Origin of the sequence: Modicisalibacter sp. MOD 31.J (genome assembly GCF_020147985.1) — a bacterium.
Classification (GTDB): domain Bacteria; phylum Pseudomonadota; class Gammaproteobacteria; order Pseudomonadales; family Halomonadaceae; genus Modicisalibacter; species Modicisalibacter coralii.
This window is the reverse complement of sequence record NZ_JAGXFF010000001.1, coordinates 1,150,583-1,171,567: the sequence shown is the minus strand read 5'-3', so window position 1 is coordinate 1,171,567 and position 20,985 is coordinate 1,150,583. Positions and strand designations below refer to the sequence as shown.

Annotated in this window: 20 protein-coding genes; 12 read left to right on the top strand and 8 right to left on the bottom strand. The window is 68.6% G+C overall.

From position 1 onward, the window contains the following. Complete coding sequence (locus tag KGR00_RS05205; protein WP_129141900.1) at window positions 1–813, bottom strand: ATP-binding cassette domain-containing protein; 813 nt, start codon at window positions 811–813, stop codon at window positions 1–3. A 186-nt stretch (window positions 814–999) separates the two neighbouring features. Here KGR00_RS05205 and KGR00_RS05200 point away from each other — a divergent pair, with 186 nt between their 5' ends. The 11 genes from KGR00_RS05200 (at window position 1,000) to mgtE (ending at window position 9,712) form a co-directional block, all read left to right on the top strand. Further along, window positions 1,000–1,980, top strand: coding sequence for a KpsF/GutQ family sugar-phosphate isomerase (locus KGR00_RS05200; RefSeq protein ID WP_129141899.1), 981 nt, complete (start codon window positions 1,000–1,002; stop codon window positions 1,978–1,980). Between the two features lie 52 nt (window positions 1,981–2,032). Further along, on the top strand, window positions 2,033–2,590 hold the full coding sequence (locus KGR00_RS05195; RefSeq protein ID WP_224417399.1) for an HAD family hydrolase: 558 nt from the start codon (window positions 2,033–2,035) through the stop codon (window positions 2,588–2,590). A gap of 1 nt (window position 2,591) precedes the next feature. Beyond that, window positions 2,592–3,170, top strand: coding sequence for an LPS export ABC transporter periplasmic protein LptC (lptC, locus tag KGR00_RS05190; RefSeq protein WP_129141897.1), 579 nt, complete (start codon window positions 2,592–2,594; stop codon window positions 3,168–3,170). A gap of 8 nt (window positions 3,171–3,178) precedes the next feature. Further along, window positions 3,179–3,694: a lipopolysaccharide transport periplasmic protein LptA gene (gene lptA, locus KGR00_RS05185; protein ID WP_129141896.1), complete on the top strand. Its 516-nt coding sequence runs from the start codon at window positions 3,179–3,181 to the stop codon at window positions 3,692–3,694. A gap of 32 nt (window positions 3,695–3,726) precedes the next feature. After that, window positions 3,727–4,452, top strand: a complete 726-nt coding sequence (gene lptB, locus KGR00_RS05180) for an LPS export ABC transporter ATP-binding protein (RefSeq protein WP_129141895.1) — start codon at window positions 3,727–3,729, stop codon at window positions 4,450–4,452. A gap of 165 nt (window positions 4,453–4,617) precedes the next feature. Continuing rightward, entirely contained in the window at window positions 4,618–6,030 is a 1,413-nt protein-coding gene (locus KGR00_RS05175; protein WP_224417400.1) for an RNA polymerase factor sigma-54, read from the top strand. A gap of 171 nt (window positions 6,031–6,201) precedes the next feature. Beyond that, window positions 6,202–6,510 (top strand): ribosome-associated translation inhibitor RaiA, encoded by a 309-nt coding sequence (gene raiA, locus KGR00_RS05170; RefSeq protein WP_129141893.1) that lies wholly within the window; start codon window positions 6,202–6,204, stop codon window positions 6,508–6,510. Between the two features lie 10 nt (window positions 6,511–6,520). After that, a complete protein-coding gene (gene ptsN, locus KGR00_RS05165) occupies window positions 6,521–7,015 on the top strand; it encodes a PTS IIA-like nitrogen regulatory protein PtsN (protein ID WP_129141892.1) in 495 nt (164 codons plus the stop codon). Window positions 7,016–7,114: 99 nt separating this feature from the next. Then, window positions 7,115–8,005, top strand: coding sequence for an RNase adapter RapZ (gene rapZ, locus KGR00_RS05160; protein WP_129141891.1), 891 nt, complete (start codon window positions 7,115–7,117; stop codon window positions 8,003–8,005). Beyond that, window positions 7,992–8,261, top strand: coding sequence for an HPr family phosphocarrier protein (locus tag KGR00_RS05155; RefSeq protein ID WP_129141890.1), 270 nt, complete (start codon window positions 7,992–7,994; stop codon window positions 8,259–8,261). The genes rapZ and KGR00_RS05155 overlap by 14 nt, the downstream gene beginning before the upstream one ends. Window positions 8,262–8,356: 95 nt before the next feature. Next, window positions 8,357–9,712 (top strand): magnesium transporter, encoded by a 1,356-nt coding sequence (gene mgtE, locus KGR00_RS05150; protein WP_129141889.1) that lies wholly within the window; start codon window positions 8,357–8,359, stop codon window positions 9,710–9,712. 219 nt (window positions 9,713–9,931) lie between these two features. Here the strand turns inward: mgtE and pmbA are convergent, their stop codons facing one another. Further along, entirely contained in the window at window positions 9,932–11,272 is a 1,341-nt protein-coding gene (pmbA, locus tag KGR00_RS05145; RefSeq protein WP_224417401.1) for a metalloprotease PmbA, read from the bottom strand. 66 nt (window positions 11,273–11,338) lie between these two features. Here pmbA and yjgA point away from each other — a divergent pair, with 66 nt between their 5' ends. After that, on the top strand, window positions 11,339–11,854 hold the full coding sequence (gene yjgA / locus KGR00_RS05140; protein ID WP_129141887.1) for a ribosome biogenesis factor YjgA: 516 nt from the start codon (window positions 11,339–11,341) through the stop codon (window positions 11,852–11,854). Between the two features lie 167 nt (window positions 11,855–12,021). Here the strand turns inward: yjgA and tldD are convergent, their stop codons facing one another. Genes tldD through mreC form a run of 6 tightly spaced genes read right to left on the bottom strand, consistent with a single transcriptional unit; the run spans window position 12,022 to window position 20,915 of the window. Further along, complete coding sequence (gene tldD / locus KGR00_RS05135; RefSeq protein WP_224417402.1) at window positions 12,022–13,476, bottom strand: metalloprotease TldD; 1,455 nt, start codon at window positions 13,474–13,476, stop codon at window positions 12,022–12,024. Continuing rightward, entirely contained in the window at window positions 13,473–17,384 is a 3,912-nt protein-coding gene (locus KGR00_RS05130; protein WP_224417403.1) for an AsmA-like C-terminal region-containing protein, read from the bottom strand. The genes tldD and KGR00_RS05130 overlap by 4 nt, the downstream gene beginning before the upstream one ends. Window positions 17,385–17,388: 4 nt before the next feature. Further along, window positions 17,389–18,852, bottom strand: coding sequence for a ribonuclease G (gene rng, locus KGR00_RS05125; protein ID WP_224417404.1), 1,464 nt, complete (start codon window positions 18,850–18,852; stop codon window positions 17,389–17,391). A 34-nt stretch (window positions 18,853–18,886) separates the two neighbouring features. Continuing rightward, the gene (locus KGR00_RS05120; RefSeq protein ID WP_224417405.1) at window positions 18,887–19,480 is read right to left on the bottom strand and encodes a Maf family protein; all 594 of its coding nucleotides are present in this window, start codon (window positions 19,478–19,480) and stop codon (window positions 18,887–18,889) included. A 47-nt stretch (window positions 19,481–19,527) separates the two neighbouring features. Beyond that, complete coding sequence (gene mreD / locus KGR00_RS05115; RefSeq protein ID WP_224417406.1) at window positions 19,528–20,013, bottom strand: rod shape-determining protein MreD; 486 nt, start codon at window positions 20,011–20,013, stop codon at window positions 19,528–19,530. Next, window positions 20,010–20,915: a rod shape-determining protein MreC gene (gene mreC, locus KGR00_RS05110; protein WP_224419807.1), complete on the bottom strand. Its 906-nt coding sequence runs from the start codon at window positions 20,913–20,915 to the stop codon at window positions 20,010–20,012. The genes mreD and mreC overlap by 4 nt, the downstream gene beginning before the upstream one ends. Window positions 20,916–20,985: the final 70 nt, after the last annotated feature.

The following is a 20,985-nucleotide window of genomic DNA, read 5'->3' as shown; positions in this document are numbered from 1 at the left end:
TCACGAGGTCGCCCTCCCTGTCATGATGTCGGTGAAATAGTCCGGGGCCGGATAGTGGAACGGTACCGGCCCGTCCGGCTCGCCATGGATGAACTGGCGCACGCGCGCGTCCTGGTCGACGTTGAGCGTCGAGGGAGTGCCATGCGCCATGACCTGTCCATCGGAGATCACGTAGACATAGTCGGCGATCGACAGGGTCTCCTTGATGTCGTGGGACACGACCACGGCGGTGAGGCCCAGCGCCTGATTGACCGTCCTGATCAACTCGACCAGCACGCCCTTGGAGATCGGATCCTGGCCGACGAAGGGCTCGTCGTAGAGGATCAGATCCGGATCGAGGGCGATCGCCCGGGCCAGCGCGACACGGCGCAGCATACCCCCGGAGAGCTCCGACGGCATCAGCTTGTGTGCCCCGCGCAAGCCCACCGCCTCGAGCTTCATCAGCACGATGTCGCGGATCATCGCCTCGGGCAGGTCGGTGTGCACGCGCAGCGGAAAGGCCACGTTCTCGAACACCGACAGATCGGAGAACAGCGCCCCGCTCTGGAACAGCATGCCCATCCGGCGGCGCAGCCGGAACAGCGCGCGCCGCGAGAGCCGGTGCACGTCCTCGCCGGCGATGCGCACCGACCCGGCATCGGGATACAGCTGCCCGCCGATCAGCTTGAGCAGCGTGGTCTTGCCGGTGCCGCTCGGGCCCATGATCGCCGTGATCTTACCCTCGGGTACCTGCAGATCGACGCCGCGAAAGATGTCCTTCTCGCCGCGAGAGAAGTGCAGACCCTCCACCTCGACGAGCAACGATTCGTTCATCTGGGCAACCCAATGGCCGAAAATTATCGAACATTGTATCCTAACCATTGACGGCACAACCAGCCCGAGAGCGTCGGCGCTTGCATGGTCGCCCTGCAGCCCGTTTAATGAGCGTCCAGTCGCGACACCACGTCGGCCATTCACTGCCCGCGCCCCATCGAGCGCGCCATCAACCACGATCCCGTCATGACCATCGATCCCGAGTTCGCCTTTCGCGACAGCGCGCGACGCACCCTGCACCTGGAACAGCAGGCGATCGCCGCCCTCGACGCCAAGCTGTCGGAGGACTTCGACCGCGCCTGCCGGCTGATACTCGCCTGCGAAGGCCGCGTGGTGGTCACCGGGATGGGCAAGTCGGGGCACATCGCGCGCAAGATCGCCGCCACCCTGGCCAGCACCGGCACCCCGGCCTTCTACGTCCACCCCGGCGAGGCCAGCCACGGCGACCTGGGCATGATCACCGCCCGCGACGTGGTACTGGCGCTGTCGAATTCCGGCGAGACCCAGGAGATCACCGCCCTGCTGCCGCTGCTCAAGCGCATGGGCGCCCCCCTGATCAGCATGACCGGGCGCCCGGCCTCGGCGCTGGCCCGCCATGCCGAGGCCCATCTGGACGCCGGCGTCGAGCGCGAGGCCTGTCCGCTGGACCTGGCTCCCACCGCCTCGACCACCGCCGCCCTGGCCCTCGGCGACGCGCTCGCCGTGGCCCTGCTCGAGGCCCGCGGTTTCACCGCCGAGGATTTCGCGCTGTCGCATCCCGGTGGCAGCCTGGGGCGCCGCCTGCTACTCAAGGTCGAGGACCTCATGCATACTGGCCAGCGCCTGCCCAGCGTGACGCTCGGCAGCCCGCTGCGCGACGCGCTGCTCGAGATCACCCGCAAGGGGCTGGGCTTCACCTGCGTGGTCGACGCCCGGGGCCGGTTGTGCGGCGTCTACACCGATGGCGACCTGCGCCGCACCCTCGATCAATACAGCGACCTGCATGCCCTGCGCGTCGACGACGTGATGACGCCAGGTGGCAAGCGCATTCGTCCCGACGTGCTCGCCGCCCAGGCGGTCAAGCTCATGGAGGACAACCGCATCACCGCGCTGGCGGTGGTCGACGCCGAGGACCGCCCGGTCGGTGCCCTGCACATGCACGACCTGCTGACCAGCGGCGTCATCTAGCCATCCGCCACGCGAGGCCAGTCGCGTCGTCACGCAATTCAAGGAGACACTCATGGTTCTCGACCCGCGCCTCAACCATCCCGCCCTCGTGGAGCGCGCCCGCCACGTGCGCCTGCTGGCGCTCGACGTGGACGGCGTGATGACCGACGGCCAGCTCTATTTCCAGGCCGACGGTCAGGAGACCAAGGCCTTCTCGACCCAGGACGGCCAGGGCATCAAGCTGCTGCGTCAGGCCGGTGTCGAGGTCGCGCTGATCACCGGGCGCGACTCGCCGATGGTCACCCGGCGCGCCGCGGCGCTGGGCATCGAGCACGTCTTCCAGGGCAGCGACGCCAAGCTCGACCTGCTGCGCCGCCTGATCCAGCGGCTCGGTCTGGCGATGCATCAGGTCGCCTACTGCGGCGACGACCTGCCCGACCTGGCGCCCATCAAGCGCGCCGGCCTGGGCATCAGCGTACCCAACGCCCCGCGTTATATCCGCGAGCATGCGCTCTGGGTGACCGATCGCGCCGGCGGCCACGGTGCCGTCCGCGAGATCTGCGACGGCCTGCTCGAGCTCCAGGGCCACTGGGCGTCGGTGCTCGACACCTACCTGCACGGCCAGGCCTGACATGGCGATGCGTCTCCCGCGCCTGTCGGCCAAGTGGTGGCTCGTGGTGCTGCTGATCGCGCTGGGCGGGGTGCTCTCGGTCATCGAACAGCGCGGCAGCGCGCCGCCCGGCCCGGTCCCCGAGGGCGAGACCGGCGAGCCCGACTACTACCTCGAAGACGCCGAGCTGACGCGCTTCGACAGCCAGGGCCAGGCCTACCAGCGCCTCGCCACACCGCGTCTCGAGCACACCCCGGGTGACGACGTGACCCGCCTCGACACCCCGGATGGGCGGCTCGTCGACGCCAAGGGCCGGGTCTGGTTCGCCACCGCCGACAAGGGTAGGCTGGAAACCGGCGGCAACCCGCTGATCCTGACCGGCGACGCCCAGCTCCAGACGCCCGGTGAAGGGTGGCGGATCAACAGCCAGACCCTGATCTACGATGCCGACCAGCGCCACGCCTGGAGCGACACCGAGACGGTGCTTCACAAGCACCGCCAGCGGGTCCGCGGCGAGCGCTTCGACGCCTGGATCGACACCGGCCAACTGCGCCTGGCCGGCGACGTCCACGGTTTTCACCCGCCGATCAGTCAACAGTGAGGATACCCATGCGAGCCTACCTCGCCGGACTCGGCCTGACCGCGCTGACCCTGCTCGCGCCATCGGCCATGGCGCTGGAGAGCGATGCCAGCCAACCCATCAACGTCGCCGCCGATCGCCTCGAGCTCGACGACCGCGCCGGCACCGCCGTCTACACCGGCAACGTCGACATGCAGCAGGGCAGCATGGTGCTCAAGGCCCACCGGGTCGAGATCGAACGCAACGACCAGGGCGAAGTGACCCGGGTCACCGCCACCGGCCAGCAGCAGCGCGCCTACCTCGAGCAGCGCCCGGCCCCCGATGACGAACTGGTCAAGGGCTGGGGCGACACCGTCGTCTACCATGCCGGGGCGCGCCGCGTCGAACTGATCGGCCACGCCGAGCTGCATCAGGCCAAGGACACCTTCAACGGCGCCTATGTCGAATACTATCTCGACAGTCGCAAGGTCCAGGCCCGCTCCAACGCCCAGGGCAGCCAGGACCAGCGCGTGCGCATGACCCTCACCCCCAAGTCGTCGCAATGACGAGCGCCGACAACCGAGGAGAATCGTCCGCGATGAAGACGCTCACCGCCAGCCATCTGGCCAAGAGCTACAAGAATCGCCGGGTGGTCCAGGACATCAGCCTGACCATCGGTCAGGGCAGCATCGTCGGCCTGCTGGGCCCCAACGGCGCCGGCAAGACCACCTCGTTCTACATGATCGTGGGGCTGGTGCGCGCCGACGCCGGCGAAGTGGCGATCGACGACCAGGACCTCAGCCGGGCGCCCATGCATCACCGGGCTCGCGCGGGGATCGGCTACCTCCCTCAGGAGGCCTCGATCTTCCGCAAGCTCTCGGTGGCCGACAACATCATGGCGATCCTCGAGACCCGCCGGGATCTCGACAAGGCCGCCCGCCGGACGCAGCTCGAGCACCTGCTCGAGGAGTTCCACATCGACCACATTCGCGACAACATGGGCATGAGCCTGTCCGGCGGCGAACGCCGCCGCGTGGAGATCGCCCGCTCGCTGGCCACCGAACCGGCCTTCATCCTGCTCGACGAGCCGTTCGCCGGCGTCGATCCGATCTCGGTGGGCGAGATCAAGGGCATCATCCGCCAGCTTCGCGACCGGGGCATCGGCATCCTGATCACCGATCACAACGTCCGCGAGACACTGGATATCTGCGACAAGGCCTACATCGTCGGCGACGGCCAGATCATCGCCGAGGGCGGCGCCGAGGCGATCCTCGCCAGCAAGAAGGTCCGCGAGGTCTACCTGGGCAACGAATTCCGCCTGTAGTCGCGACCGGCGCCGTCCCGCCCCTCCTGCCTCGGCGCCGCGTCCTGCAAGGCATCGCCGCTAGCCGGCCGCCGGAATAGTGGCACGGTTATTGCTTTAAGGCTTGCAAGCCTTTCGGCGTCAGGATAACGTGTCGACAAATTCTCTCGATGACGCTTCTTCGCCATGGCTATGAAACCCACGTTGCAGCTTCGGGTCGGCACCCAGTTGACCATGACGCCACAGCTGCAGCAGGCCATCCAGTTGCTGCAGCTGTCGACGCTGGACCTGCGCCAGGAGATCCAGCAGGCGCTCGAGTCCAATCCCATGCTCGAGATGGAGGAAGAGTTCGGCGAGACCACGTCCAGCGAACCGGCCGAGGATGACTGGAGCCAGGACATCCCCGACGAACTGAGCGTCGACAGCGACTGGTCCGATACCTATCAGGACCTCGCGCCGGCCGGCAGTCGCAGCGAGGATGGCCCCGACTTCGACCGCAACGCCGCCGGCGAGAGCCTTCAGGACCACCTGCTCTGGCAGCTCGACATGGCCGATCTCGACACCCGCGAGCGGCTGATCGCCGAGACCCTGATCGACGCGATCACCGCCGACGGCTATCTCGACGGCGAGCTCGACACCCTCGCCGAAGGACTTCGCGCCCAGGGCCTCGCCGGACTCCGCGCCAGCGACGTCGAGCAGGTCCTCTACCGTCTGCAACAGTTCGACCCGACCGGGGTGTTCGCCCGCGACCTGCGCGAGTGCCTGCTGCTCCAGCTCGGTACCCTGCCCGACGACACGCCGCTGCTGCCCCAGGCCAAGCGCCTGGTTCGCCAGTTCCTCGAAGCGCTCGCCGGTGACGATCGCAAGCTGCTCAAGCGGCGCCTGCGCCTCGAGGACGACCAGCTGGATTCGGTGATCGCCCTGATCCGCGCGCTCGACCCGCGCCCGGGCCAGGCCTTCGACGACAGTGCCAGCGACTACGTGATCCCCGACCTGCTCGCCCGTCGCGTACGCGACGGCTGGCGCATCGAGCTCAATCCGGAGGCGCTGCCACGGCTGCGCATCCAGCCCGACTACGCCGCCCTGATCCGCCGCGCCGACAAGAGCGACGACAATACCTTCATGAAGCAGCACCTGCAGGAGGCCCGCTGGCTGATCAAGAGCCTGTCGAGCCGCAACGACACCCTGCTCAAGGTCGGCCGCGAGATCATGACGCGCCAGCTCGACTTCCTCGAGCGCGGCGAGGAAGCCATGAAGCCCCTGATCCTCGCCGACATCGCCCAGGCCGTGGAGATGCACGAATCGACCATCTCGCGGGTGACCACCCAGAAGTTCATCCATACCCCGCGCGGCGTCTTCGAACTCAAGTACTTCTTTTCGAGCCACGTCGGCGGCGAAGGCGACGCGCACTCCAGCACCGCCATCCGCGCCCGGCTCAAGAAACTGATCGGCGAGGAGCCGCCGCGCAAGCCGCTTTCCGACAGCAAGCTGGTCGACCTGCTCGCCGAGGACGGCATCCAGGTCGCGCGACGCACCGTGGCCAAGTATCGCGAGGCCATGGGCATCCCCTCCTCCAGCGAGCGCAAGCGCCTCGCCTGAACACCGCGTCCCGCCCGGCACAGGGAAGGTGCCGCTCCCCGTCACCCCGCCGACACGCCCGCCCGCGAACGACAAATTTCACGCCTGCCTCTCGGGTAATCCCGCGGGGGTTTGCTAAGCTGCAAAAAGGGTTACAATCGAGCCACCACCCGCGGTAACAGGAGCGTGCCCATGCAAGCCAACATCACCGGCCATCACGTCGAACTGACGGATGCTCTGCGTGACTACGTCAACGAGAAACTCATGCGGCTGGAACGCCATTACGACAACATCACCACGGCCCAGGTGACGCTGTCGATCGAGAAGGAGCGTCAACAGGCCGCCTGTACCCTGCACGCCGCCGGTGCCGATCTGCACGCCGAAGCCGAGAATGCGGACATGTACGCCGCCATCGACGCGCTGGCCGACAAGCTCGACCGCCAGCTCGTCAAGCACAAGGAGAAGGCCCAGGCCCGCGCGCAAGGCGCCGGCGCCCGCTGACCCCTCCATCATGACACTGGAAGCCATCCTTCCCCCCGAGCGCACCCTGTTCGCGGTGCCCGGGGGGAGCAAGAAACGCGTACTGGAGTTCTTCAGTACCTTCATCGCGCAGAACACGCCCAGCCTCGACAGCCAGGAAGTCTTCAGCCGGCTGATCGGACGGGAACGCCTGGGCAGTACCGGCATCGGCAACGGTGTCGCCATTCCGCATGCGCGCAATCCGCACTGCAAGGCCCCGATCGCCGGCTTTCTGAAGCTCCAGGAGCCCATCGACTTCGATGCGGTCGACGGCGAGCCGGTCGATCTGATCTTCGTCCTGCTGGTTCCCGAGGAAGCGGATGACACGCACCTGGCGCTGCTCGGCCAGGTCGCCGGCATCATGAACGATGCCGACACGCGCAGTCGTCTGCGCCACAGCGAGAGCCAGCGCGACCTCTACGACATCCTGCTCGACGCGATCCGCCACCAGGGCGACCCGTCGGCCAGTGCGCGACAGGCTCCCTGACGGCCGGACACCGCTTCGCGCCACGCGCGAAACGTGTCAACATTCCCCGGGGCGCCGCGTCGCCCCGCCTTACTCATCGCCACCAGGGAGAGCCGCTCGATGCAGCTCGTGATCATCAGCGGTCGTTCCGGGTCGGGCAAGTCGATCGCCCTGCAGGCCCTGGAAGACCTCGGCTTCTACGCCATCGACAACCTGCCGGCCATGCTCCTCGACGCCCTGATCGACGAGCTCCAGCAGGACGACACCGACCGCTCGAGCATCGCCGTGAGCATCGACGCCCGCAATCTGCCCGTCGCCCTCGCGCGTTTTCCCGACCAGCTCGACACGGTACGCAGCCGCGGTATCGACTGTCAGGTGGTCTACCTCACCGCCGAGGACAAGATCCTCCTCGAGCGCTATTCGGCGACTCGCCGCCGCCACCCGCTGACCCGCGACAGCGAGATGACGCTCGCCGAGGCGATCGAATCCGAGGAGGACGCCCTGTCGCGGATTCGCGATCTCGCCGATCTGGTGATCGACACCTCGCAACTCTCGGTTCACGAACTGCGCGGGCGTATCGCCGAACAGGTGGCCCATCACCGCAGCGACCGGCTCACCCTGACCTTCGAATCCTTCGGCTTCAAGCGTGGCGTGCCCCTCGACGCCGACACGGTGTTCGACGCACGCTGCCTGCCCAACCCCTTCTGGGACCCGCGCCTGAGGCCGTTCAGCGGCCGCGACCGCGAGGTCGTCGAATTCCTCGAGAGCTACCCCGATGTCACCGCCATGGTCGACGACATCCGCGGCTGGCTGGAACGCTGGCTGCCCGCCTACCGCGCCAGCAACCGCAGTTACCTGACGGTGGCCATCGGCTGTACCGGCGGTCAGCACCGCTCAGTGTATATGGTGGAGCGTCTCGCCCGCCACTTCACCGAGCGTTTCCAGGTTCGCATCCGCCATCGCGAACTGGGGATCCAGACGGCAGTGGGAGAGGCCCGTGCCCCAGCGTGAACTCACCCTGATCAACAAGCGCGGCCTGCATGCCCGGGCCGCCACCAAGCTCGTCCAGTGTTGCCAGGGATACGACGCCAGGGTCAGCGTGGCCCACCAGGGACGCAGCGCCGACGCCGCCAACATCATGTCGCTCTTGATGCTCGCCGCGCCCTGCGGCACTCGACTGACCGTCGAGGCCGAAGGCCCCCAGGCCGAGGACGCCCTGGAGGCCCTCGAGGCGCTCTTCGCGGCGCGTTTCGACGAGGAACATTGACCCGCCGCCGGGAACGCCCGGCAAGCGCGCCGCTGTCAGTCGGCGATGCTAGAATGGCGCCCCACCCGCCAGGACGATCGAGGACGCCGAGCGCCATGAGCAAGAATCCCGAAAGGCTGCAGCCCCGTCTGGAACGTCTCAACGAGGCACTGGAAAGCGGTGCGCTCGATCAGGCACGGCGCATGCTCAATCGCGGTCTGGCCCCGGTCGACGTCGCCCATCTGCTGGAATCCACGCCGCCGCGGGAGCGCGAGGTCCTCTGGGAGCTGGTCGAGCCCGAACTGCAGGGCGACGTCCTCCAGTACCTCAACGAGGACATCCAGACCGTCTTCCTCAATCGCATGGACGCCCAGCAGCTGGTCTCGGCGACCGAGGGGCTCGACGTCGACGACCTCGCCGACCTGCTGCAACGCCTGCCCAACACCGTCACCCTGGAAGTGCTCGCCTCGATGGAGGCCCAGGAACGCCAGCGCCTGGAGACGGTGCTCTCCTACCCCGAGGATACCGCCGGCGGGCTGATGAACACCGATGCGGTGACCATTCGTCCCGACATCACCCTCGACGTGGTGCTGCGCTACCTGCGTCGTCACGAGCGCCTCCCCGACACCACCGACACCCTGCTGGTGGTGACCCGCAGCGACAAGCTGATCGGCAGCCTGCCGATCAACCGCCTGCTGGTGTCGGATACCGCGATGCTGGTCCGCGAGGTGATGGACACCGACATGGTGAGCATCCCGGCGATGACGCCCGATGCCGAGGTCGCCAAGCTGTTCGAGAAGTTCGACCTGGTCTCCGCGCCGGTGGTCGGCGGCGACCAGCACCTGCTGGGGCGGATCACCATCGACGACGTGGTCGACGTGATCCGCGAGAACGCCGAGCATCAGGTGATGAGCATGGCCGGCCTCGACGAGGAGGAAGACACCTTCGCCCCGGCCTGGCGGACCAGCCGGCGGCGCGCGGTATGGCTGGGGGTGAACCTGATCACCGCCTTCATGGCGGCGGCGGTGATCGGCCTGTTCGAGGACACCATCCAGCGCGTCACGGCGCTGGCCGTGTTGATGCCGATCGTCGCCAGCATGGGCGGCATCGCGGGCTCCCAGACACTCACCGTGCTGATCCGCGGCATCGCCCTGGGCCACGTCTCCGGCGGCAACGTCAAGTGGCTGCTGAATCGCGAACTGGTGGTCGCCGTGCTCAACGGCCTGCTCTGGGCCCTGGTGATCGCCGCCGTCGCCGTGGTCTGGTTCGACGACCTGGCGCTGGGCGGCATCATCGCCGCGGCGATCGTCATCAACCTGCTGATCGCCGCGCTGATCGGCACCCTGCTGCCGGTGGTGCTGAAGAAACTCAACATCGATCCGGCACTCTCCGGCAATGTGATCCTCACCACCGTCACCGATGTGGTCGGCTTCATGGCCTTTCTAGGGCTGGCGACGCTGTTCTATCTCTGAGAGGGTGTTTACAAAATGCCTGCGCTCGGCAATACGGCGTTAAAATCGGCCTCGTACGCGAGCCCGGTCAAAATGCTCATTTACCCCGTGTGAACTGGCACGCCAGCCCGGTCCTTTTTTCGGTCGATTTTGCCTTGTCTTGCCTTCGCTCGCCTAATTTGTAAACGCCCTCTGAGCCACGAGCCATCAGCATGACGCCCGCGGCCGTGGCCCGGCGGTTCAATCGCCGGCGACGGTCATCTCGCCGATCAACCAGCTCCCGGTATGCACGCTGCCGCGGGTGTCGATGTCGTCGCCCAGTCCCTGCAGGCTGGCGAACATGTCGCGCAGGTTGCCGGCGATGGTGAACTCCTCCACCGGGTGCTGGATACGCCCGTTCTCGACCCAGAACCCCGCCGCGCCGCGTGAATAATCGCCGGTGACGCCATTGACGCCCTGCCCCATCAGCTCGGTGACCAGCACGCCGGTGCCCATCCGGGCGAGCAGGTCGTCATGGGCGGTCAGCGGCGCCTCGAGACGAATGTTGCGCGCCCCGCCGGCGTTGCCGGTGGTAGTCATGCCCAGCCGCCGCGCGCTGTAGGCCGAGAGCATGTAGCTGGCCACCTTGCCGCGATCGACGAAGACGTTGTCGCGGGTATAGACCCCGTCGTTGTCGAAGGCGCTGCTCGCCATGCCGCCCACTTCGCGGGGACGCTCCACCAGCGTGAACCACTCGGGAAACAGCGGCTCGCCCAGGCTGTCGCACAGGAAGGACGCATCGCGGTACAGCGCGCCACCGGCAATGGCGTTGAGGAAGTGCCCGATCAGGCCCCCGGCGACCTCGGGCGCGAACAGTACCGGCAACCGCCCGGTAAGCGGGCGACCGGCCCCCAGCCGACGCAGGGTGCGTTCGGCGGCACGCCGGCCGACCGTCTCGGGCGATGCCAGGCGCGCCGGGTCGCGCTCGCTGGTGTAGTCGTAGTCGCGCTGCATGCCGCGCGCGTCGCGGGCGATCAGCACGCAGGACAGCGAATGACGGCTGCCGCGCTGGCTGCCCAGGAAACCATGGCTGTTGCCGTAGACCCGCACGCCCTCGCCGCTGGAGAAGCTCGCCCCCTCGGAGTTCTCGATCCCCTCGACGTCACGCCCCGCGCTCTCGCAGGCCAGCGCCAGCTCGATCGCCTCCTCGGTGGACAGATTCCAGGGGTGGTGGACCTCGAGATCCGGCAACTCGCGGGCCATCAGCTCGGCATCGGCCAGCCCCGATGCCGGGTCCTCGCCGGTATGCCGGGCGATGGCCATCGCCTTCTCGACCGCCGCGCGGATCGACTCCTCGGAGGCGTCGGACGACGAGGCGCTGCCCTTGCGCTGCCCCAGATAGACGGTGACGGCGAACCCCTGGTCGCGTGACAGCTCCACGGACTCGACATCGCCCAACCGCACGCTGATCTCGACGCCCTGATCGACGCTGGCGCCCACCTCGCAGGCGTCGGCGCCCGCCTGCCGGGCCTGGTCGAGGGCGTCGGCCACGCGAGACTCCAGCAGCGTCTGCTGCGCTGCGGCATCGAAGGCCTGAGTCATCCTGATCTCCTTGTTACCGGGTTGGCTGGTATACTGCGCCAACCTTTCAATGCTGATGGAAATGGCATGTCTTTCGATTCGATCGAGTCGCCCGACGACTCACCACAACGGCCGAGCAAGTCCCAGCGCAAGCGCGAGATGCAGGCGCTGCAGGAACTCGGCGAACGGATCATCGCCCTGCCGGAGGGCCAGCGCGACCGCCTGCCGCTGTCCGAGGACATGCTCGCCGCGGTCGAGGAGACCGCCCGCATCCGCTCTCACGAAGGTCGCCGCCGCCACATGCAGTACGTCGGCAAGCTGATGCGCCGCGAGGACCTCGACGGCATCCAGGCCACCTTCGACGCCATCGACCGGGAAGCGCTGCGCCGCGATCACGCCTTCCACCGCCTGGAACGCTGGCGCGACCAGTTGATCGAGGGCGACAGCGACGACCTCGAGGCGTTCATCGCCGAGTATCCCGACGTCGACCGCCAGGCGCTGCGCCAGCTGATCCGCAACGCCCGCAGCGAACGCCAGCGCGACAAGCCGCCGACCAGCGCCCGCAAGCTCTTCAAGCTGATTCGCGAGACGGCTGGGATGTAGGCTCACCCGGCGTCCCCGGTCTTTTCACTCTCACTCTGTCGCAGAGACGTCGCCGAGCGGCGCCCAGGCAAGGCGGAAATCGACGAGGCCGCGGAGTTTACAGGCCGTAAATGAGCAGGCCGAGTCGATTTCCAACGCCGGATGGGCGACGCGCAGGCACGTCCAGTTCATGATTGCGTGCCGCCGACGGTCAGCTCATCCAGCTTGAGCGTCGGCTGGCCCACGCCCACCGGCACGCCCTGCCCTTCCTTGCCGCAGACCCCGATGCCGGTATCCAGCGCCATGTCGTGGCCGACCATCGATACCCGGCCCATCGCCTCGGGGCCGTTGCCGATCAACGTCGCGCCCTTCACCGGGGCGGTGATCCGGCCATCCTCGATCAGATAGGCCTCGCTGGCCGAGAACACGAACTTGCCGGACGTGATGTCGACCTGTCCGCCGCCGAAACTCACCGCGTAGAGCCCGCGCTTGACGCTCTTGATGATCTCGTCGGGCTCGTCGCGGCCGGCCAGCATGTAGGTGTTGGTCATGCGCGGCATGGGCATGTGGGCGTAGGACTCGCGCCGGGCATTGCCGGTCGGGGCCATGCCCATCAAGCGGGCGTTGAGCTTGTCCTGCATGTAGCCGGTGAGGATGCCGTCCTCGATCAGCGGCGTGTAGGCGCCGGGCGTGCCCTCGTCGTCGATCGACAGCGAACCGCGCCGATCGGCGAGCGTGGCGTCGTCGACCACCGTGACGCCCGGCGCCGCGACGCGCTCGCCGATGCGTCCCGCGAAGGCCGAACTGCCCTTGCGATTGAAGTCGCCCTCGAGACCGTGGCCCACCGCCTCGTGGAGCAGGATGCCCGGCCAGCCGGCGCCCAGCACCACCGGCATCTGCCCGGCCGGGGCATCCACGGCGTCGAGATTGACCAGCGCCTGGCGCACGGCCTCCTTGGCGTAGCGCTCGGCGACGTTGTCGTCGCGCAGCCGCGACATCGCGTAACGTCCGCCGCCACCGGCGCTGCCGCGCTCGCGGCGGCCATTGCGGATGGCGATGACGCTGACGTTGAAGCGCACCAACGGGCGGATGTCCGCCGCCAGGGTGCCGTCGCTGGCCCGCACCAGCACGACTTCGTGCACCCCGCTGAGCGAGGCACTGACCTGCGCCACGCTGGGGTCGGCGGCACGCGCCACGCGATCGGCCTGCTTGAGCAGGGCGATCTTCTCCTCGGGGGTCAGCCCGGTGAGCGGGTCGACGCCGGCATAACGCGCCGACGCCGACGTCGAGCTCACCGCCACCCGCTCGAGCCGCGAACCGCCGCGGGCGATCCCGGCCGCGGTGCGCCCGGCCTCGGCCAGGGCTTCCGCGGTGATCTGGTTGGAGAAGGCGAAGCCGGTCTTCTCGCCGGCCAGGGCGCGCACCCCCACACCGCCGTCGATGTTGAAGCTGGCGTCCTTGACCTCGCCATCCTCGAGCACCCAGCTTTCCTGCCAGCTGCGCTGGAAGTAGAGATCGGCATAGTCGACACCGGGCCCGAGCGCATGCTCCAAGCCGGGTTCGAGTGCCTGGGCATCGAGTCCGCCGGGGGCGAGCAGGGTGGTGATGGCCTCGTCGAGAGGCGAATGGGACAGTTGCGTCATTCGGCGTCTTCCAGAGTGATGCGCGGCGAGGTCCAGGGACCCTGCACGCGATAGTAAATTCTCGTGACCTTGTCGAGCCAGCCACCGAACAGCTTGTCGGCCAGGAACAGCGCGCCGCCGACATAGGGGGCCCCGGCGAGTACCGCGGCCAGCGGCAGGTTCTGGCTGACCGGCACGGTGACGCCCAGCTTGAGGTCCAGCTCGCGGGCCATCAGGTCGACGCTGCCGTCGAGGCTGAACTGCGTGGAGGCGCCATCGATCGCCACCGGCCCGCGCGTTTCCAGGCGTCCACCATACAGTGTGGCATCGCCCTTGACACTGTCGAAGGCCGTGCCCTGCTCGGTCACGTCGGAGAAATCCAGGCGCAGCCGACGCAGCAGGTTGTCGACGTTGAGCAGGCCGACCAGGCGCGCCGAGGGGGAATCCAGGGTGACGAAACGCCCGTCGTCGAGCCTCGCCTGGATGCTGCCCCGCGAGCGCTCCAGGGCGAACTGCCAGGGCGCCCCCGGCCAGGCGAGCTGCGACTGCACCCGGGTCCGCGTCGAGCGCACCGCCACCGGCTGATCGAGACGCTCGAGGGCGCTGCCCAGATCACCGCCCTCGATCGTCAACCGCGAGCGGGTCAGGCTGGAACCGGCGCCCGACGCCTCCCAGACCACCTCGCCCTGGCCGGTGATCTCGCCCAGCGTCATCGACAGCGGCGCGACCCGCAACCGCTCCGGCGTCGCCTCCCAGCTGGCCTCGAGGGGTCCCAGGCGCTGCCCGTGGCGGGTGATCGTATCGACTCTGACATGCCCGTCGGGCAACTGGTTCAACCCTCCGGGCAAGGCCACCGGCCGCGGTTCGCTGGTCGTGGCGATCTCGCTGCCGAGCTGGGGCTCGGCCGCTGCGGGGGTCAGGTCGTCGAGATGCAGCGTTTGCAGTTGAACGTCGATCGGACGAGGGCTGCGCGGCCGGTACGTGGCCTGGCCCTCGACCAGCGCCCCCGCCAGCGCCAGTTGCCAGCCGTCGGCGGGCAGCCGCGTGGCGTTGGCGACGAGATCGCCCAGGCAACGGTCGTCGAAGGCCAGGCAGGGGGTCGTCAGGGTGACGCGGCGCAGCTCGGCCATCGACGAGCCGGAGGCCGGCTTGGCCGACGCGTCCTTGCCCGACGAGCCGCCAGGCGCGACACCGGACAGCGCCGTCTGCCAGGCCTCCAGGGCGAGACGCGGCGTTCGCCACGCGACCTGCCAGCCGCTCGACCCCGGCCAGGCCGGCAACGGATCCGGCCACTGCTCGAGCCACACCTGACCCTGCCCGGTCTCGGGGCCCAGCGAGCGCCAGCGCAGGCGCAGCCGGTCGGCCAGGCGGGCCTGCACGCTGCGCGCGCCGGTCGCGGCCTCGAGATGGAAAGGCACGCGAGCCGCCGGCGCCTTGCCGAACGGTGCCGGCAGCTGAATGCCCAGCCCCTGGAGATCGCTGTCGAGGCTCAGATGCGGCGATTCGCCGGTGAGGTCGAGGTTGGCCGAATAGGGGAAGTAGCCGCTGAGCAGGCCGCTGAGCTGGCCGACACCGCCCCACTCGAGCAGCCCCCGGGCCAGCGCCCGCCCCTCGAAGGTCACACCCTTGCCGCCGACGTCGAAGTCGGCAAGCAACGGCCCGTCGAAGACCCGGGCGCCGAGCTGGCCGGTCAGGGTATCGCTTTCGGCAGCCTGGGGATCGTGCCGATAACGCAGATCGCCGTTGACGTCGTAGAGGGCGAGGTCGGATTGCGGCAGGCGCAGGCTCGGCGCCTCGACGCTCGCCGTGACATCGACGTCCACCGGCGTTTCGACGTTTTTCGGGGTGTCCAGCGTCACGCCGAGTGACAGCCGGCCGGCGACGCGCCCCTCGCTGCGCCAGTCGGCAAAGGCGTCGGTGCCGTCGATGGGCGCCGCGCTCAGGAATTGCAGCAGCGCCTGGGTGGAGCCCCGCACCGGCCCCTCGATGCTCAGCCGGTCGTCGGCCATCGCGACCGTGGCGCCCTCGGTGACCAGCCCGCGGGTTTCGGCGTGATCGACCGTGGCATCGAGTGTGTCGTCGACCATGTCGAGGTGCCCGCTGAGGTTCTCCAGGGGCGGCCAGCCCGCCTCGTAGGGCAGCTTGCCCTGCTCGATGTCGAGCGACAGCCTGAGTCGGGTCCGCTTGCCCAGATCGTCGCTGCCGTCATCGCTGCCCCCGCCGTCATCGCTCATCGCCTCCTTGTCGAGGGTCTGCTCGAGATGCAGCGTGCCGCGCGGAACGAGGCCAGTGATGTCGCGGGACAGCCATTCGCGCAGGTCCGGGTCATCGAAGGCCTTCATCGGCAACCACTGCGCCAGGGGCGTGTCACGGGCGTCGACGTCGCGCATCGCCAGGTCGAGGACGAAGCGTCCCGGTCGCCGGTCGGCGTTGTCACCCGGGATTGTCAGTTCGAAGCTGCCGTCGACCGGCGCTCCGCGCCATTGCGCGTGGAGATCCTTGCCGGTCACCCGCGGCTGCCGCTCGGCCAGCGACCAGTCGACCCGGCCGCTGGCGGCATCGAGTGTCATGGGATCCCCGTAGATATCGGGAAAATGCAGGGACACCCCGTCGCCGCCGACGAAATCGACGTGCCCTTGCTGACCGTCGGCGACGACCCAGGCGTCGACGGGCCCACCGCCCGGCGCATCCTGCCAGGGGTCGAGGGCGGCACCGCGCAAGGCGACGCGCGCCTGCCAGGCACCGTCCCGCTGCCCCACCTGCAGGCCGCTCACCTGGCCACGGGGGTTGGCCCGTTGCAGGGCCCGGTCGACCTCCTCGGGAAGCGGCAGGCGCTCGCCCAGGGTGGCCAGGGCGTCCAGCGAGAACGCCCCGCTGCGCAGCCACCAGTCACTGCCCTGCCCGGCAAGTTCCAGGCGCGACGGCAGCGGCGAGGGCCCTGTCGCATCGCTGACCGACAGCGCATTGACCCAGGCACGCCAGCCCTCGCCGTCGTCGTTGCGCAGCCACTGGGCCCGCGCGCCGATATCGTGCAGCTCGACGCTGCCGCCGTCCCCGCCGAGGCTGAGCTGCGGTACCGTGACCGCGAGTCGGGCGTCGGCGATCCTCGCGTGTCGCCAGCGTGCCCAGAGCTCGGCCTCCCCCGCGATGCGGTCGAGGCGCACCGCCCGATGCCGGGTGAGCAGCTGGCCGAGGCGGTCGAGGCTCGACAGATCCATCTTCGCCTGCAGTGCCGCACTGAAGTCGCCGAGCCCCCGCGAGCCCGGCAGCACCTCGAGGACCGCCGAGAGCACGCGCTCGGGCTGGCCTTCGACATACCACTGGCCTTCGATGTGGGCCCGCTGCGCCCCGCCGGCGATCAGCAACTGCGGGGCGACCAGCGTCAGGCTGTCGTCGAGGCCGTGCAGGACCAGACGCACGTCGTCCACCGCCACCCGCTGCTGCAGCAACAGCCCCACCCAGGCGTCGAGCCGATTCAGGTCGAACCCGCCCTGCATCATCGAGGCGGGGTCCTTGGCACGCCCCGGCCACGCCCAGTCGCCCTGGGCGTTCTGATAGAGGTGCAGGGTGAGCTCGTCGACGTGGGCCTGACCGATGACCGGCTGGCGGGCGCGCAGCGAGGCCAGCGTATCGAGGCGCAGATCGGCGTGGCCGAGCGACAACAGGGGTAACGTCGACTTGCCCGACGGCACCGTGATCTGCAGCTCGTCGAGGCTCAGGCGCGGATCCAGGCGCTGCATCTCGCCGGTGAAACGGCGCAGGTCCAGATTGGCGGAAAACTGGCGGGCCAGGGCGGCTTCCACCCGGTCGCGCACGGCGTCGAGCTGGGTCATCGCCAGGCGCAGGCCGCTCATGCCCAGCGCGGCGATCACCAGCAGGATCGCCAGCAGCGTCAACACCCAGCGCAGCGTGACTCGGATCGGGTTCATGGGCTTACATCAGCACGATGTCGTACTGCTCCTGGGAGTAGTGCGTCTCGACCTGGAAGCGGATGGTCTTGCCGATGAAGATCTCCAGGTCGGCGACCGCGGCGGACTCCTCGTCGAGCAGCCGATCGACCACCGCCTGGGAGGCCAGCACCATGTAGGTCTCGGGACTGTAGGCGCGTTCCTCGCGCAGGATCTCGCGAAAGATCTCGTAGCAGACCGTCTCCGGCGTCTTCAGCGTGCCCCGCCCCTGGCAGGTCGGGCAGGGTTCGCACAGCGTCTGCTCGAGGCTCTCGCGGGTACGCTTGCGGGTCAGCTGGACCAGGCCCAGCTCGGTGACGCCGGTCAGCTTGTTCTTGGCATGGTCGCGCTCCAGCGACTTCTCGAGCACGCGCAGCACCTGGCGCTGGTGCTCGCTGTCCTCCATGTCGATGAAGTCGATGATGATGATCCCGCCGAGATTGCGCAGCCGCAGCTGCCGGGCGATCGCCGTGGCCGCCTCGAGATTGGTCTTGAAGATCGTCTCCTCGAGGTTGCGATGCCCCACGTAGCCGCCGGTGTTGACGTCGATGGTGGTCATCGCCTCGGTCTGGTCGATCACCAGATAGCCGCCGGACTTGAGCTGGACCTTGCGCCCCAGCGCCTTGTGGATCTCGTCCTCGACACTGAACAGATCGAAGATCGGCCGCTCGCCGGGGTAGTACTCGATGCGCTCGACGACATCGGGCATGAACTCCTCGGCGAACTCGATCAACTTGTGATAGTTCTCGCGGGAGTCGATGCGCACCTTCTCGATGTCGTCGCGCATCACGTCGCGCAGGGTGCGGATGAACAGCGGCAGGTCGTCGTAGATGCGACTGGGTGCCGCCGCGGTGACCTTGCGCTCCTCGACCTTGCGCCACAGGCGCCGCAGGAACTGCATGTCGGTGAGCAGTTCCTCGCTCCCCACCCCTTCGGCGGCGGTGCGGATGATGAAGCCCCCCGGCACGCCCTGATCGAATTCGTCCAGACAGGTCTCGACCAGCGCCCGCAACCGCTCGCGCTCGGCGTCGTCCTCGATGCGCTGGGAGACCCCGGTGTGGGGCGAATCGGGCATGTAGACCAGGTAGCGCGACGGCACCGAGAGATGCGTGGTCAGGCGCGCGCCCTTGGAACCGATCGGATCCTTGGTGACCTGCACGACCAGCGGCTGGCCCTGGTGCAGCAACTGGCTGATCGAGACCTGCTCGTCGGCCGGGGTGTTGGGCGGCATCACCTCGTTGGCGTGGATGAACGCCGCACGCTCGAGACCGATGTCGATGAAGGCGGCCTGCATCCCGGGCAGGACCCTCGCCACCCGGCCCTTGTAGATGTTGCCGACGATACCGCGGCGTCGGCTGCGCTCGATGAAGGCTTCCTGCAGCACCCCGTTCTCAACCACCGCCACGCGGGTTTCCATCGGGGTCAGGTTGATGAGTACCTCGCCGCTCATGCACCGATCCTTGTGAAGAAGGCTTTGCTCGCGATTATGACACAGCCGGGCGCGGCGTCGGCCACAACGCGATGCCCTGACGCTCAAGCAACTCGGCGGTCTCGAACAGCGGCAGCCCGACCACCGCCGAATGGCTGCCCTCGATGCGTTCGACGAAGATCGCCGCGTGACCCTGGATGGCGTAGCCCCCCGCCTTGTCAGCGGGCTCCCCGGTGGCCCAGTAGGCGGCCATCTCCGCCTCGCCGATGGCGCGCATGGCGACCCGCGTCGTCACGCAGGCCTCGAGCATCCCGCTCGGCCCGCTGACCGCCACGGCGGTGAGCACCTCGTGCCAACCCCCGCTCAGAGCAGCGAGCATCTCGCCGGCATGCCGACGATCGCGGGGCTTGCCGAGGATGCGCCCGGCCACCACCACCGCGGTATCCGAGCCCAGGGTCGGCAGTCGGGTACCGACGCCGCCGGCCTCGGCCTTGGCACGAGCCAGGCGGGCGACGTAGTCGGCGGGCGGCTCGCCGGACCGCGGCGTCTCGTCGACGTCGACCGGCGCCACCTCGACGTCGACGCCGATCGAGGCGAGCAGTTCGCGACGGCGCGGGGACGCCGAGGCCAGGCGCAGAACGGGTGGCATGGAAATCCCTCCTCGGATTGCGGATGCGCCGACGCCAGGCCGGCGTGTCAGGTCACGCCGAGACGCCGCCGCAGCATCTGCAGCATGGTGAACAGCCAGGGCCAGAGCACGGCGCCGATCAGCGCCGGCAGCAGGAAGACCAGGTTGATGGCGAAGGGCCCGAAGATGGTTCTCAGCCACTGCTCGAGCAGTTGCGCGATCCCCAGGATGATGAACACCAGCACCGCCTGCTGAATCAGCGCATAGGCGCGCATCCGCTGGTAGACCAGCAGCGCCAGATAGGTGAGCAACGACAGCACCAGGGCGTTCTGCCCCAGTGGCGCGCCCTCGAGCAGATCGAGCAGCAGCCCGCACAGGAAGCCGTAGAAGACGCCCACGCGCTGCGGCGCCACCACGCACCAGTAGACCAGCATCAGCCCCAGCCAGTCGGGCCGCCAGACCAGCCAGGCATCGGGCAACGGCATGACCTGCAGGCACAGGGCCAGCACCAGGGTCGTCCAGATCATCATCAGGCCGCGCAGCGAACCGATCATGGCGCCTCCTCGCCCGCCGTCATGCCGCTGACCCGCTCGGCGGCATGACGGGCGGTATCGCTGACGGGAATCCGCGTGGGTCGCGGCGGCGGAAACAGCAGCAGGAAATGCCGGGAGCGTTCCGGCTGGGCCACCGGCTCGGCGGTCACCTGGGCGAACGGCGCGCCCGGGTCGTGCACCACGTCGCGAACCCGCGCGACCGGGTAACCTTCCGGAAAGCGCCCGGCCAGGCCGGAGGTGACCAGCAGGTCGCCGGGGCGGATATCGGCGGTATCGGGCACGTGCAGCACGTCGAGCACATCGTAGCTGCCGGTGCCCTGGACGATGAAGCGCAGGCCATTGCGGTTGACCTGCACGGGCACCGCGTGACTGGCATCGGCGACCATCAGCACCCGGCTGGTATACGCCGATACGGCGATCACCTGGCCGATCAGCCCCGACGCGTCCATCACCGGCTGGCCGACGTAGGCGCCGTCGCTGCGACCGCGGTCGATGACCATCTGATGGGTAAAGGGGTCCGAATCCAGCGACAACAGTTCGGCGGTGATGTAGGGGACCTCACGACGCTGGGCGGCATCGAGCAGCTCGCGCAGGCGCACGTTCTCGGCGGTCAGGCTGGCCATGCGCTGGACCCGGTGGGACATGGTCAGCAGTTGCTGGCGCAGGCGCCGGTTCTCGTCGACCAGGCGCGACTGATCCGAGACCACCAGCGCCCCCCAGGACAGCGCGTCGCTGGGCAGGCTGACCAGCCACTGCACCGGCGTGACCACGGTCGACAGGTGCGCCCGCAGTTCCGCGACGCGCGGCAGGCGATGCTCGGCGAACATCAACGCGAAGGCGATGAAGGCGCACAGCAGCATGCGGTAGCCGGGTGCGGGACCCTGCGAGAACAGCGGTTTGATAGAACGACTCCCTGCGAACTGGCCAAGAACCCGAGACGCGCCGCAACGGCGCGCTGCAAACGCGAAACGA

Excerpts from the sequence above, each read along its gene's own strand:
- KGR00_RS05205 (WP_129141900.1), bottom strand. The coding sequence starts at position 813 with ATGAACGAATCGTTGCTCGTCGAGGTGGAGGGTCTGCACTTCTCTCGC.
- KGR00_RS05200 (WP_129141899.1), top strand. The coding sequence starts at position 1,000 with ATGACCATCGATCCCGAGTTCGCCTTTCGCGACAGCGCGCGACGCACC.
- KGR00_RS05195 (WP_224417399.1), top strand. The coding sequence starts at position 2,033 with ATGGTTCTCGACCCGCGCCTCAACCATCCCGCCCTCGTGGAGCGCGCC.
- lptC (WP_129141897.1), top strand. The coding sequence starts at position 2,592 with ATGGCGATGCGTCTCCCGCGCCTGTCGGCCAAGTGGTGGCTCGTGGTG.
- lptA (WP_129141896.1), top strand. The coding sequence starts at position 3,179 with ATGCGAGCCTACCTCGCCGGACTCGGCCTGACCGCGCTGACCCTGCTC.
- lptB (WP_129141895.1), top strand. The coding sequence starts at position 3,727 with ATGAAGACGCTCACCGCCAGCCATCTGGCCAAGAGCTACAAGAATCGC.
- KGR00_RS05175 (WP_224417400.1), top strand. The coding sequence starts at position 4,618 with ATGGCTATGAAACCCACGTTGCAGCTTCGGGTCGGCACCCAGTTGACC.
- raiA (WP_129141893.1), top strand. The coding sequence starts at position 6,202 with ATGCAAGCCAACATCACCGGCCATCACGTCGAACTGACGGATGCTCTG.
- ptsN (WP_129141892.1), top strand. The coding sequence starts at position 6,521 with ATGACACTGGAAGCCATCCTTCCCCCCGAGCGCACCCTGTTCGCGGTG.
- rapZ (WP_129141891.1), top strand. The coding sequence starts at position 7,115 with ATGCAGCTCGTGATCATCAGCGGTCGTTCCGGGTCGGGCAAGTCGATC.
- mgtE (WP_129141889.1), top strand. The coding sequence starts at position 8,357 with ATGAGCAAGAATCCCGAAAGGCTGCAGCCCCGTCTGGAACGTCTCAAC.
- pmbA (WP_224417401.1), bottom strand. The coding sequence starts at position 11,272 with ATGACTCAGGCCTTCGATGCCGCAGCGCAGCAGACGCTGCTGGAGTCT.
- yjgA (WP_129141887.1), top strand. The coding sequence starts at position 11,339 with ATGTCTTTCGATTCGATCGAGTCGCCCGACGACTCACCACAACGGCCG.
- tldD (WP_224417402.1), bottom strand. The coding sequence starts at position 13,476 with ATGACGCAACTGTCCCATTCGCCTCTCGACGAGGCCATCACCACCCTG.
- KGR00_RS05130 (WP_224417403.1), bottom strand. The coding sequence starts at position 17,384 with ATGAACCCGATCCGAGTCACGCTGCGCTGGGTGTTGACGCTGCTGGCG.
- rng (WP_224417404.1), bottom strand. The coding sequence starts at position 18,852 with ATGAGCGGCGAGGTACTCATCAACCTGACCCCGATGGAAACCCGCGTG.
- KGR00_RS05120 (WP_224417405.1), bottom strand. The coding sequence starts at position 19,480 with ATGCCACCCGTTCTGCGCCTGGCCTCGGCGTCCCCGCGCCGTCGCGAA.
- mreD (WP_224417406.1), bottom strand. The coding sequence starts at position 20,013 with ATGATCGGTTCGCTGCGCGGCCTGATGATGATCTGGACGACCCTGGTG.